11 protein-coding genes are annotated in these 12,654 nt (G+C 72.2%); 7 read left to right on the plus strand and 4 right to left on the minus strand.

From position 1 onward, the window contains the following. Nucleotides 1-7 precede the first annotated feature (7 nt). Genes gnd through OHS71_RS07180 form a run of 3 tightly spaced genes read left to right on the plus strand, consistent with a single transcriptional unit; the run spans nucleotide 8 to nucleotide 2,991 of the window. Nucleotides 8-889: a phosphogluconate dehydrogenase (NAD(+)-dependent, decarboxylating) gene (gene gnd, locus OHS71_RS07170; RefSeq protein WP_328484427.1), complete on the plus strand. Its 882-nt coding sequence runs from the start codon at nucleotides 8-10 to the stop codon at nucleotides 887-889. An 8-nt stretch (nucleotides 890-897) separates the two neighbouring features. After that, nucleotides 898-1,491: a histidine phosphatase family protein gene (locus OHS71_RS07175; protein ID WP_328477951.1), complete on the plus strand. Its 594-nt coding sequence runs from the start codon at nucleotides 898-900 to the stop codon at nucleotides 1,489-1,491. Between the two features lie 42 nt (nucleotides 1,492-1,533). After that, on the plus strand, nucleotides 1,534-2,991 hold the full coding sequence (locus OHS71_RS07180) for a membrane-associated oxidoreductase (protein ID WP_328477953.1): 1,458 nt from the start codon (nucleotides 1,534-1,536) through the stop codon (nucleotides 2,989-2,991). 1 nt (nucleotide 2,992) lies between these two features. On the opposite strand, the gene OHS71_RS07185 is transcribed toward OHS71_RS07180, so the two are convergent. Both OHS71_RS07185 and OHS71_RS07190 read right to left on the minus strand, forming a co-directional pair. Further along, nucleotides 2,993-4,849 (minus strand): bifunctional sugar phosphate isomerase/epimerase/4-hydroxyphenylpyruvate dioxygenase family protein, encoded by a 1,857-nt coding sequence (locus tag OHS71_RS07185; RefSeq protein ID WP_328477955.1) that lies wholly within the window; start codon nucleotides 4,847-4,849, stop codon nucleotides 2,993-2,995. 178 nt (nucleotides 4,850-5,027) lie between these two features. Further along, complete coding sequence (locus OHS71_RS07190) at nucleotides 5,028-5,924, minus strand: shikimate dehydrogenase (RefSeq protein WP_328477957.1); 897 nt, start codon at nucleotides 5,922-5,924, stop codon at nucleotides 5,028-5,030. A 150-nt stretch (nucleotides 5,925-6,074) separates the two neighbouring features. On the opposite strand from OHS71_RS07190, the gene OHS71_RS07195 reads away from it, so the two are divergent. Both OHS71_RS07195 and OHS71_RS07200 read left to right on the plus strand, forming a co-directional pair. After that, nucleotides 6,075-6,746 (plus strand): TetR/AcrR family transcriptional regulator, encoded by a 672-nt coding sequence (locus OHS71_RS07195; RefSeq protein ID WP_328477959.1) that lies wholly within the window; start codon nucleotides 6,075-6,077, stop codon nucleotides 6,744-6,746. Between the two features lie 262 nt (nucleotides 6,747-7,008). Continuing rightward, nucleotides 7,009-8,349: an MFS transporter gene (locus tag OHS71_RS07200; RefSeq protein ID WP_328477961.1), complete on the plus strand. Its 1,341-nt coding sequence runs from the start codon at nucleotides 7,009-7,011 to the stop codon at nucleotides 8,347-8,349. On the opposite strand, the gene OHS71_RS07205 is transcribed toward OHS71_RS07200, so the two are convergent. Both OHS71_RS07205 and OHS71_RS07215 read right to left on the minus strand, forming a co-directional pair. Next, on the minus strand, nucleotides 8,339-8,596 hold the full coding sequence (locus OHS71_RS07205; protein WP_328477964.1) for a hypothetical protein: 258 nt from the start codon (nucleotides 8,594-8,596) through the stop codon (nucleotides 8,339-8,341). The two genes, OHS71_RS07200 and OHS71_RS07205, sit on opposite strands and share 11 nt — an antisense overlap. A 376-nt stretch (nucleotides 8,597-8,972) precedes the next feature. Further along, nucleotides 8,973-9,413, minus strand: coding sequence for a VOC family protein (locus OHS71_RS07215; RefSeq protein WP_328477966.1), 441 nt, complete (start codon nucleotides 9,411-9,413; stop codon nucleotides 8,973-8,975). Between the two features lie 463 nt (nucleotides 9,414-9,876). On the opposite strand from OHS71_RS07215, the gene OHS71_RS07220 reads away from it, so the two are divergent. Together OHS71_RS07220 and OHS71_RS07225 are read left to right on the plus strand one after the other, a co-directional pair. Next, nucleotides 9,877-11,748, plus strand: a complete 1,872-nt coding sequence (locus tag OHS71_RS07220; RefSeq protein ID WP_328484428.1) for an N-acetylmuramoyl-L-alanine amidase — start codon at nucleotides 9,877-9,879, stop codon at nucleotides 11,746-11,748. A 125-nt stretch (nucleotides 11,749-11,873) separates the two neighbouring features. Beyond that, on the plus strand, nucleotides 11,874-12,614 hold the full coding sequence (locus OHS71_RS07225) for a hypothetical protein (protein ID WP_328477968.1): 741 nt from the start codon (nucleotides 11,874-11,876) through the stop codon (nucleotides 12,612-12,614). The last annotated feature ends 40 nt before the right edge of the window (nucleotides 12,615-12,654 follow it).

Here is a 12,654-nt window from a genome sequence, read left to right on the forward strand (position 1 = left end):
GACATCGATGCAGCTGGGCCTGATCGGTCTCGGCAAGATGGGCGGCAACATGCGCGAGCGCATCCGCCGCGCCGGCCACACCGTCATCGGCTACGACCGCAACCCCGAGGTCTCCGACGTCAGCAGCCTCGCCGAACTCGTCGAAAAGCTCGAAGCGCCGCGCACCGTCTGGGTGATGGTCCCCGCCGGCGCGCCCACCCAGTCCGTCATCGACGAACTCGGCGATCTGCTCCAGACCGGCGACACGGTCGTGGACGGCGGCAACTCCCGCTGGACGGACGACGAGAAGCACGCCGAGGAGCTCGCCGCCAAGGGCATCGGCTTCGTCGACGCCGGTGTCTCCGGCGGCGTCTGGGGTCTGCAGAACGGCTACGCCCTGATGGTCGGCGGCGAGGCCGAGCACGTCGCCCGGGTGCAGCCGGTCTTCGACGCGCTCAAGCCCGAGGGTCCCTACGGCTACGTCCACGCGGGCAAGGTCGGCGCCGGGCACTTCTCGAAGATGGTCCACAACGGGATCGAGTACGCCATGATGCAGGCGTACGCCGAGGGCTGGGAGCTCCTCGAGAAGGTGGACTCCGTGGAGAACGTGCGCGAGGTCCTCCGCTCCTGGCAGGAGGGGACCGTCATCCGCTCCTGGCTGCTCGACCTGGCGGTCAACGCCCTCGACGAGGACGTGCACCTCGACAGGCTGCGCGGCTACGCGGAGGACTCCGGCGAGGGCCGCTGGACGGTCGAGGCCGCCATCGACAACGCCGTGCCGCTGCCCGCGATCACGGCCTCGCTGTTCGCGCGGTTCGCGTCCCGTCAGGACGACTCGCCGCAGATGAAGATGATCGCGGCGCTGCGCAACCAGTTCGGCGGCCATGCCGTCGAGTCGGCGGAGAAGTAGGCCAGGCCATGGGGGATCTGCTGCTGGTCCGCCATGGCGAGACGGAGTGGAGCGTGTCGGGGCAGCACACCAGCTGGACCGACCTGCCGCTCACCGCACACGGTGAGGAGCAGGCCAAGTCCCTCGCTCCGCTCCTCTCCGGCCGGCCCCTCTCGCTGGCCCTGACCAGCCCGCTGCACCGCGCAATACACACCGCCGACCTCGCCGGCATCACCGGAGCGCTGCCGGAACCGGATCTGCACGAGTGGGACTACGGCGGCTACGAGGGCGTCACCACCGTCGAGATCCACCGCAGCCGTCCCGGCTGGGACCTGTGGACCGACGGGGTGCCCGCCGGACCGGACGGCCATCCCGGCGAGTCGCCCGAGGAGATCGGACGGCGTGCCGACCGGGTGCTGGCCCGGGTGGACTCAGCCCTGGCGCGCGACGACGGTGACGTCGTGCTCGTCGCCCACGGCCATCTCCTCCGGGTGCTGACGGCCCGTCGGCTCGGACTGCCCCCTGCCGAAGGCAGGTTGTTCCAGCTGGCCACGGGCACGGTCAGCCGTCTGTCGACCGAGCACGGGCGGCCCGTGATAGCCGAATGGAACGTGCGGGCATAGCCGGTTGACACCGCCCGACCAGGCCCGCCAGAGTCGCGGCTGATGGAGATCAACGATCTGACACCGGCCGAACAGCGACTGTGGCGGGCCTTCCCCACGGGGGCGACCGTCGACTTCCGTACGGCCCCCGACGAGGCCGTGTCGCCCGACTGGGGCCCCGAACGGACCGTACGGGGCGTCGTGTTGCGTGCGCTTCTCCTCAACGGGCCCCGTGAACCGGGGGAGATAGCCGCCCTCAAGGTCGCCGGCGCACGCGTCACCGGTCTCCTCGACCTGCGGCAGGCGGTCGTCGACAGCATGTTCCGCCTGACGCACTGCCGCTTCGACGAGGCCCCGCGGATGGTCGGAGCCCAGCTCAACTACGTCAGCCTGCGCGACTCCGAGCTGCCCGGTCTGGACGCGTCGCACACCCGGACGGAGGGCGGGCTACGGCTGACCCGCTGCCGCATCGGCGGCCCCGTGCACCTCAGCAGGGCGCAGATCTCGGGTGCGTTGTACCTGGACGGCGCGGAGGTCACCGCGGCCGACCCCGCGGACCCCGTCCTCCAGCTCAACCAGATCACCATCGACGACGACCTCTGTGCCCGCGGCCTGCGCACCCAGGGCCTGATCCGGCTCGACGGCGCCTCCGTCACCGGCTCCATCGACCTGGAGGACGCCGATCTGAGCAACCCCGGCGGCTGTGTGCTGGCGGCGGAGTCCCTCGACGTGGGCGCCAATCTGCTGGCCCGGCGGATGCGCGCCCGGGGCCGGGTCGATCTGCGGGGCTCCCGTGTCCCCGGCCGGGTGGATCTGCTGCGCTCCAGCCTGTCCAACCCGGGTGGCACCGCCCTGCGGGCCAGCAGTTGCGTCATAGGGGAGATCTGGCTGCGCGAGGGCACCCCGATCGAGGGCAGGCTCAACCTGCGGCGGGCCGAGGTGGGGCAGCTCCAGCTGGAGCCGAGGATGCTGCCGGAGCAGGTGCGGCTGCTGGATCTCACGTACACCTTCCTCACCCCGCACGAGCCCGCCGAGCGGCGGCTGCCGATGCTGGAGCGCGACGACGGCGCGTTCGACCCGCACGCCTACGAACAGCTGACGGCCGCCTACCGCCGCATCGGCGACGACCGGGCGGCCCGGGTCGTACAGCTCGCCAAGCAGCGCCGGCACCGTGGCACCCTGCCCTGGTACGGGCGGGTGTGGGGCCATCTCCAGGACGCGGCCGTGGGTTACGGGTTCCGTCCGCTGCGCGCGGCCGTGTGGCTGCTGTCCCTGCTGGCCGCCGGTTCGATCGCTTACGCCGGGCACCACCCGCCCGCGCTCAAGGCGGGCGAGGCGCCCCCCTTCGACCCGGTCTTCTACACCCTCGACCTGCTGCTGCCCGTGATCTCCTTCGGGCAGGAGAGCGCGTTCGCGCCGACCGGCTGGTACCAGAGCCTGTCGTACGTCCTCATCGTGACCGGCTGGATCCTGGCCACGACCGTCGTCGCCGGCGTGACGAGGACGGTCAGCCGGCAGTAGGTCAGCGCAGGGCACGCTGGGCGGCCAGGCGCACCGGCGCGTTGGCGGCGCCGTAGCCCTGGTAGCCGCCGTCACGCTGGACGAGTTCGAGGAAGACGCGGCCGACGGTGTGCGTGTAGCAGTGCCGGAAGACGCCGCATGCGTCCCGGTCGTAGAGGATGCCGAGTTCGCGGTAGGTCTCCAGCTCGCCTTCGGCGAACTCGAAACGGGCCGCGAGGTCGTCGTAGTAGTTCGCCGGGACGGGCAGCAGCCGGCCGCCCGCGTCGGTGAGACGGCGGGCCGCGGCGACCACGTCGTCGGTGGCCAGCGCGATGTGCCGGGCGTGCGCGGTGTCGTCACCGGGGGCCGCGCCGACGGTGAGCGGCAGCCGGACGCTGCCGTCGGCGTTGGTGACGGCGCGGCTGCGCAGCAGCCCGTAGGGGTCGGCGACGTCGACGCTCTCCTGGGGGTCGAGACCGAGGACGCCGCGGTGGAAGAGGACCGCCTCGTCGAAGTGGTGCCAGGGCTGGGTGAGGGCCACATGGTCGATGCGGAAACCGCCGGAGTCGGCGGCGGGGGCGGAGCGCCCCGGGGCTGCGGGGACGGGCTGCGTCACGTCCTCGAAGTCGGCGCGCCAGTCGGGCAGTCCGGGCCGGTTCGTCGCGCACAGGAAGAGTTCCGTGCCGTCGGGGGCGGCCACGGCGTCCAGCGGAGCTTCGCCGGGGGCGCGGCGGCGGGGCAGGACCGGGGCGAGCAGCGCCTCGGCGCGGCGGGCGGCCGCGGCCGGGTCGGGTGACTCGAGGCCGACGGCGGTGAGGACCGTGCCGTCGAGGTGGTTCCCCCCGCGCGAGCGAAGCCGGGTGTGGGGGTGGGCGGCCGGATCCGTGTTGACCAGGACACGGGCCTCGCCCCGCTCCCACAGCTCGACCGGTTTGCCGCGGTGGCGGGCGGTGCGGGCGAAGCCGAGGCCCGCCAGGAGCGCGGCGACCGGCTCGGCGTCATGGGTGACCAGCTCGGCGAAGGCGATCCCGGTCGGGACCGCGGGTGCGGGCAGGGTCCGGATGCCGGCCTCCTCCTGGAGGAGCAGCAGGGAGCGGCGGGCGTCCACGGCGGTCGGGCCGGCCTCGGCCTGCCGGAAGACGTCGTTGAAGACCTCCAGCGAGAGCGGGCCCTCGTACCCGGTGCGCAGGACGTGTCGCACGAGCCCTGCGACGTCGAAGCCGCCCTGGCCGGGGAAGCAGCGGTGGTGACGGCTCCACTGGAGGACGTCCATGCCGAGCAGCGGGGCGTCGGCCAGCTGGAGGAAGAAGATCTTCTCGCCCGGGATGTCCTCGATGCCCGCGAGGTCCTTCGGGCCGGAGCTGCGGGAGAGGATGTGGAAGCTGTCCAGGCAGGTGCCGAGCGCGGGGTGCCCGGCTGTCTCGACGATGCGCCAGGCGTGGTCGTAGGTGCTGACGTGCCGTCCCCAGGCGAGCGCCTCGTAGGCGACTCGGATGCCGTGGTCCCGGGCGAGGTCGGCGAGTTCGCTGAGCTGCGCGGCGGCGAGCGCGTCGTCGTCCACGGCGAGCGGGGAGACGCTGGAGCAGACCAGGACGGTGTCCGCGCCGAGCCTGCTCATCACCTCGAACTTGTGCCGGGCACGGCGCAGGCCACGGGCGAACTCCCCGGCCGGCAGCGCCTCGACGTCGCGCATCGGCTGGTAGAGATCGATGCCCAGACCGAGGTCGGCGCAGCGGGCGCGGATCTCCTCCGGGGTGAGAGGGCTGGCGAGCAGATCGTTCTCGAAGATCTCGACGCCGTCGAACCCGGCCCGGGCGGCGGCCGTGAGCTTCTCGGTGAGGGATCCGCTGAGGGAGACGGTGGCTATGGACGTACGCACGGTCCTGCTCCTTCGGAAGCTGTGGCGCGCCTGCTCAGGGGCGCGGGGAGGGGCGTCCCGGGGCCGGGCCGCGGGGCCGGGCCGGGCCGCGGGGCCAGGGCGGGCCGCGGGGCCGGGCCGGGCCGCGGGGCCAGGGCGGGCCGCGGGGCCGGGGCGGGCCGCGGACGGTCCGCGACCGTCACAGGGCGTGGCCCGCGGAGTGCTCGGCACCGCGGGCCAGCTCCGAGAAGTCGGCCAGCATGGCGCGGCTGTCGGGCTCCCGACCGGTGAACAGACGGAAGGCGTCCACGGCCTGGAAGACGGCCATGCCGCCCCCGTCCAGGACGGCGCAGCCGACCGCGCGGGCGGTGCGCAGGAGCTCGGTCTCCAGCGGCCGGTAGACGACGTCGGCGACCCAGAGGCCGGGACGGAGCAGTTCGGCCGGGAAGGGCAGGCCCGGGTGGGCCGCCATGCCGGTGGGGGTGGCGTGCACGACGCCGTCGGCCCGCGCGAGCAGACCGGCCAGCCGGTCCGGTCCGGCGGCCGCCGCCCGGCCCGGGCCGAAGTGACGGTTCAGGGAAGCGGCGAGGCCGGCGGCCCGGTCGGACAGCGCGTCCACGACGGTGACCTGCCCCGCGCCCAGGGTGAGTGTGGCGTGCGCGACCGCCGCCCCCGCGCCTCCGGCGCCCAGCTGCACGACCCGTTCCAGCGGGACGTCGGGCAGACCGCGCGCGAAGGAGGCGGCGAAACCGGTCACGTCGGTGTTGTGGCCCACGGCCCGGCCGTCCTCGAGGACGACGGTGTTGACCGCGCCGAGCGCCTCGGCCTGCGGGGCGAGCCCGTCGAGGTGCGGGACGACCAGTTGCTTGCAGGGGTGCGTGATGTTGAGCCCGTCGAAGCCGAGGTCGCGGGCGGCGCGCACCAGATCGCCCACCGCCTCGGGTCCGACCCCCAGGGCGTCGATGTCGACGAGGCGGTACACGTACCGCAGGCCCTGCCGGTCCGCCTCCCGCTCGTGCAGCGCCGGGCTGAGCGAGGGACCGATGCCGGAACCGATCAGGCCGACGACATACGAGTCCTTGAAGACGACGGCCACGGCGGACCTCCCGATCGGCTGACTAATGTACGAACTGGTGAGTTAGTCATAGCATCGAGTCGCCTCCCGGGGGAAGCCCTTCCGGGCCACGGGACACAGGCGGGCTTCTAGAATCGCGGCACTGCACCCACGCGGCCCGAAGGAACCCCGATGACCAGCGTCGACGAACCGGCACGACCCCACGGCAACGGCCGCCTGCGCGACGCCGTCCGGACCCGGGCCGAGATCCTCGACGTGGCGACCCAGGAGTTCGCCCGGGTCGGCTACGCCGGCGCCCGGGTCGACGACATCGCCGCCCGCACCAGCACCACGAAGCGGATGATCTACTACTACTTCGGCGGCAAGGAGCAGCTTTTCACCGCCGTCCTGGAGCGGGCGTACGGCGTGATCCGGGAGACCGAGCAGCAGCTCGACGTCGAGCACCTCGACCCGGTCGCGGCCATCCGCCGGCTGGCGGAGCTGACCTTCGACCACCATGAGCAGCACCCGGACTTCATCCGGCTGGTGAGCATCGAGAACATCCACGAGGCCGAGCACATCGCCGCCTCCGAGAAGCTGGGGCGGATCGGCTCTCCCGCGCTCGACGTGATCCGCCGCATCCTCGCCTCCGGGCGGGAGTCCGGCCTGTTCACGGCCGAGGTGGACGCCGTGGACCTGCACGCGATGATCAGCTCGTTCTGCTTCTTCCGGGTCGCCAACCGGCACACGTTCGGCGCCTTGTTCGGCCGCGACCTGGTCGATCCGGCCCAGCGCGAGCACTACCGCACCATGCTCGGCGACATGGTGATCGCCTATCTGACGGCGGAGCGCACGGCGGACTGAGGCCGCGCGGAGCCGGCCCGGTTCCTCCTGGGCCCAGGGCTGCCTTCCGGCCGGGCACGTGGTCCGCGCCGAAGATCGTCCGACGCGGCCTATTGACACAGGTGAAACATCGGCGCAGCATCCCTAGCCATCCGCTACTAACTACCCAGTGGGTTAATTAGCCGGGCACGCACCCGGCGCAGCCGCCCCGCACCCCAGGGAACCGGCCCTACTCCCCTTGCCTCACTCCACGTACGTTGGAGTTCCCTCGAAGGAGCACGCCGTGTCCGTCCCCGCCGCACCTCCCGGCCAGCCGAAGAAAGCCGCCATGGCGGCCTGGATCGGCAGTGCTCTGGAGTACTACGACTTCTTCATCTACGGCAGCGCGGCAGCACTGATCTTCCCGAAGGTCTTCTTCGACGAGTCCGATCCGGCCACCGCGACCCTGCTGTCCCTGGCCACCTTCGGCGTCGCCTACGCGGCCCGTCCCGTCGGCGCGCTCTTCCTCGGCCACTTCGGCGACCGCGTGGGCCGCAAGAAGATCATGGTCTTCACGCTCGTCCTGATGGGCATCTCGACGTTCCTCATCGGCTGCCTGCCGACCCGCGCCCAGGTCGGCACCCTCGCGCCCGTCCTGCTGGTGCTGTGCCGCGTCCTCCAGGGCATCTCCGCCGCCGGCGAGCAGGCCAGCGCCAACAGCATGACGCTGGAACACGCGCCGTCGCAGCGGCGGGGCTTCTTCACCAGCTTCACCCTCAGCGGCACCCAGGGCGGTCAGCTCCTCGCCACGCTCGTGTTCATCCCGATCGCGGCCCTCCCCGAGGAGCAACTGCTGTCCTGGGGCTGGCGGGTCCCGTTCTGGCTGAGCATCGCGGTCGCCGGCGTCGGCTACGTCATTCGCCGCACACTGGAGGAGACCCCGGCCTTCGCCGCCCAGCAGGCCACCGGTGAGGTCGTCAAGCTGCCGCTGGCGGTGCTGCTGCGCGAGCACTGGGCGGACGTCCTGCGGGTGGTCGCGGGCGCGCTCGTCGCCTCGGTCAGCACCATCTTCACCGTGTGGGCGCTGGCGTACGCGACCAGCGACTCGGTGGGAATGAGCCGCACCTCCATGCTGTGGGTGGGCGCGCTGGCCAACCTGGTCGCGCTCGCGGCCATCCCCGCGTGGGCCACGCTCTCCGACCGCATCGGACGCCGGCCGGTGTACCTGATCGGCGCGGCCGGCAGCGCCGTGATGATGTTCGCCTACCTGTGGGCGATCTCCACCGGCTCGTACCCGCTGATCCTGCTGCTGGGCATCGCCACCTTCGGAGTGGTCTACAGCGCCGCGAACGGCGTGTGGCCCTCGTTCTACGGGGAGATGTTCTCCACCCGCGTCCGACTGTCCGGCATGGCCATCGGCACGCAGATCGGCTTCGCCGTCGCCGGCTTCGCGGTCACCTTCGCCGCGCAGATCGCCGGCCCGGACGGCGACGGCTGGTCCTCGGTCGCCCTCTTCACGGCGGCCCTGTGCGTCCCGCCGGTGATCGCGGCCCTGTCGGCCCGGGAGACCGCGAAGATCCCCACGGAGCGGCTGGGCGAGCGGGACGCACGCAAGACCGCACAGCCGGAAACGGTCACCGCCTGACCCACTCCACGCCCGCCCAGGGGGTGAACTCCCCCGGAACTCCGCGCCCCCCGAGCCTCCTGGACGCGTTCGCCGCGCCGGGGGGCTCGGGTGCGCCGGGGCGGGTGCTGTAGCGGTCCTTGGCGGTGGCGGTGGCGGTGGCGGTGGCGGTGGCGCGCCGCAGGGTCACTGCCCACCGGCCACCGGCTACCAGCCACCGGCCACCGGCCACCGGCCACCGGCCACCGGCCACCGGCGGGAAAGGCATGGCAGGTCTCACGCCTGGGGAAACCTCATTCCACAGCCCCGTCCAGCAAAGGACCCACGTCTGATCGCCGGGGCGGCGCGTGCGTCGGGACTGGCGTCCCCCTGCTCGACACCTGCCACGCCCTGTTCGAGGAGACCGTGGCGCTGGGCCACGCGGGAGCGGACATGATCGCCGTACTGCACGCCCTTCGAGCCCGCGGCGCCGACAGCGACCATGGCGACGGCGACGACCGGCCCCCGTCGAGCGGTGCGTCGACCGCCTCGGGCAGTGGCGCGGCCCGGCCACACGAACCGACGGACTCACGAGCGCCCACCGGGCCGCACTCCACGTCACGAGCATCCTCGTCCGGACCCGACGCCGGCCGAGGAGAGGGAACCTAGCCGATGCGTTCGGCCAGAGCGACGATGATCCCCGAGGGGCCGCGGAGATTGCAGAGCCGGTAGACGTTCTCGTAGTTCGCCACCTCGCCGAGGAGTTCGGCGCCATGGCGGCGCAGGCGGGTGATCGTGTCGTCGATGTCGTCGACGGCGAACATGACACGGTGCAGGCCCAGGGTGTTGGGCGGCGGGTCGAGAGGTCCGGCAGTGACCGCCGCGGGGGTGTGGAACTTGGTCAGCTCCAGCTTGCCGTGGCCGTCCGGCGTGCGCATCATCGCGATGGCGCTGCGGACCCCGTCGAGGCCGACCATCCGGTCTGCCGAGATCCCCTCGATCTGCGCTTCGCCTTCCAGCTCCATGCCGAGCTCGGTGAAGAAGGCGACGGCGGCCTCCAGGTCGTCGACGACGATGCCCACGTTGTCCATCCGCCGAATCGTCAAGGGGTGCTCCTTCTTCGTCGCGCAGTCCGTTGTGGCTACTGGTACCCCAGGGACGGAGCCGGTGCCGCGTTCTCGACACCCGGACGTGTCGATGTCTTGCCCGGCATTCGGTATCCCATCTGCCGGCGTTTCGGCCGAACTCCTGCTGTCTGCGGCAGGGTTGGCGCGGCGCGACGGGCGATCACGAGGAATGCGGGGTCTGCTAGATTCGCGACGAACTCGGCCCTGGGCCGGGTGTGGCCGGATGTCGGCTGCACTTCGGCGTGAGCAGGCGGCGAGGGCATTCGCGTGACGGCTCCGCACGCCTTCGCAACGGCCAGTGCCGTGTCGATCAGCACTATCGAGGGGCCGAAGTGCTCCTTCAGTTGAGATTCGGGGATCCTTGGTGACGACAGAGGCAGGGCTACGCCGTCGGGACGTAACTCCGCGTCGGCCGCTCGTACTGGCGGCGGCGGTGCTCGCGATGGCCGGGAGCATCGCCGTTCCTGCGGCAGCACAGGCGACGGCAGGGAAGACCCCGGCCGCGATGGTGCGGCAGGGGGATTTCGCGGCCGCGGCGGCGGAGTTCGACGTGCCGGAACAGGTGTTGCTGGCGGTGGCCTACCAGGAGTCGGCGTGGGACGCGCACGCCGGTGAATACAGCGCCGGCGGCGGATACGGTCCGATGCATCTGACGGACGTGACGGCATCCATGCTGGCCGCCGGGGACGCCGGCGCGGCGGGCCGGGCGGATCTGGCGAGGACCGCCGCGGATCCGGCGTTGCACACGTTGCAGGCGGCGGCACGGCTGACCGGGCTTTCGGAACAGCGGCTGCGCACCGACGCGGCGGCGAACATCCGCGGTGGGGCGGCACTTCTGGCGTCGTACCAGAAGACGGTCGGCGACCGGTCCTCAGCCGATCCGGGGCAGTGGTACGCAGCCGTGGCGCGCTACAGCCAGCCGACCGGGCGGCAAGGCGCGCGGGCCTTCGCCGACCGCGTCTTCGCCACCCTGAAGAAGGGCGCCGGGCGCACCACGTCGGACGGGCAGCGCGTGACGCTGACGGCCGACCCCCAGGTCAGCCCGGACACCGGCCAGTTGTCCCGGCTGCCCTTGACGTCGGCGACGGTGGCTAGCACCGAGTGCCCCACGACGGTGGACTGCACGTTCGTGCCGGCGGCGGCCTCCAACGGCCAGGTGTCCAACCGGCCGGCCAACGGCATCAGGATCGACTCGATCGTCATCCACGACACCGAGTCCTCGTACGCCTCGACCATCACCACCTTCCAGACCCCCGGCGGCGGAGCCGCGCACTACGTGATGCGGTCCGCGGACGGCGCGGTGACGCAGATGGTTCCCCTGAAGGACCTCGCCTTCCACGCGGGCAACTACTCGACGAACATGCACTCCGTCGGCATCGAGCACGAGGGGTACGCCGCGCACGGCGCGACCTGGTACACCGAGGCGCAGTACGAGGCGACCGCGGACCTGGTGACCTATCTGGCGGGGCGGTTCGGTATCCCGCTGGACCGGCAGCACGTCATCGGCCACGACAACGTGGTCGGCCCGACCTCGGGGACCGTGTCCGGAATGCACTGGGACCCGGGCCCGTCCTGGGACTGGGAGCACTTCATGGCCCTGCTCGGCGCCCCGGTCACCGGTCAGCACGGAGTCGGCGATGCCGGGTCGGTGGTGACCATCGCCCCCGGCTTCGCCGACAACCGGCAGAGCGTCCAGATCTGCCCCGCCGACGATCCGACCGGCGCCATCACCACGTGCACGCGCGGAGAGCAGCCGTCCAACTTCGTCTACCTGCGCACCGCCCCCAGCGACGCGGCACCGCTCTTCGGCGACCAGGCGGTCCACCCCGGCGCCGCCGGCACCGACCGCATCAACGACTGGGGCAGCACCGCCCAGGCCGGCCAGCAGTTCGTCGTCGCCGACAACAGCGGCGACTGGACCGCCATCTGGTACAGCGGCACCCAGGTCTGGTTCGACAACCCGGGCGGAGCCAACACCGTCCCCGCCCACGGCGTGACCGTCGTCGAGAGCGGCCGGACGCCCTCCGACCCGCCCGTCAAGGTCTACGGCTCCAGCTACCCCGACGCCGCCGAGTACCCCACGGGCCTGTCACCCTCCACCCAGGCCCCGTTGAGCATGTACACCATCCCGTCGGGCCAGGCCTACGTCGCCACCGCGCCCGCCGCTCCCACCGACGACTACTTCAAGTCCAGCGGCACCGTCGTCATCGGCGGCAAGTCCATGTACACCATCCAGTACAACCACCGCACCGCCCTCGTCTACGAGGGCGACGTCACCGCCACCACCGTCCCTGCCGACACACCGGCCTCCTGACCCACCGCTGATCCCGAGCCACCGCGGAGGTGCCCTCGGGGGACTCGCAGAACCGCCCCCAGACGGCGATCCCGCGAAATGGCCCTCGCACGGGCGGACGAGAATCAGGGCTTACGCTGCGCGGCATGACCAAGTTCTTCGCCACTGTGTGCCTGCCGCCGACGGCGCCCCGGCAGGTTCCACAGGCGATAGCCGCCGCCATGGCGCCCTACAACGCCGACCTCGACGACGCATGGAATCCGGTCGGCCGATGGGACTGGTGGGCCATCCACTCCGGTCCGGGCAACGCCTACCTCGTACTGCCTCCGTACGAGCGCGACCGCAGGCTCGTCACGGCGAAGACCGTGCCGCGCAGGAAGGCCAGGCTCGATGCCCTCGGGCCGCTGGAGTGCTACGGCGGGCCCCGGGGGCTGCTCGACTTCGACGGTATGCGCAGGCGGGCGGCACACAGCCATGACGCCCTGGCCGCCGCGTGGAACGAGCTGACCGCGATGCATCCGCCCGCCCGACCGCTGACCGACTTCCTCGCCCGCCACGAGGCCGAGCCCGAGGAGTACTCCGCGGCAGACGCCAGAGAGGACCATCTGGCCCAGCCGCTGGTGCAGGACGTGGCGCAGCGCGCCGTCGCGGGAGACCCGCACTTCGACATGTCGTTCCTGCTCAACGACCCGGTCGCCTTCTTCGCGCAGGACCACGAGGAAGCCCGGTCGCGGTCGGTGCAGGGCGCCGTGCCCGGCTTCGCCCTGCTCGCCCTCGACGGCTCGTGGACGGACGCGGACACGGACGGCCACTGGGAACGGGCCAACCGCTACCTGGACGGCCTCGACGCCGACACCGTCGTTCTCGACGTGCTCTGCCACTGCTGAGCCGCCAGGCCGGGCCGGCCCGCACGGCCCACCCGGCGCG

This window comes from Streptomyces sp. NBC_00377, from assembly GCF_036075115.1.
Lineage (GTDB): Bacteria > Actinomycetota > Actinomycetes > Streptomycetales > Streptomycetaceae > Streptomyces.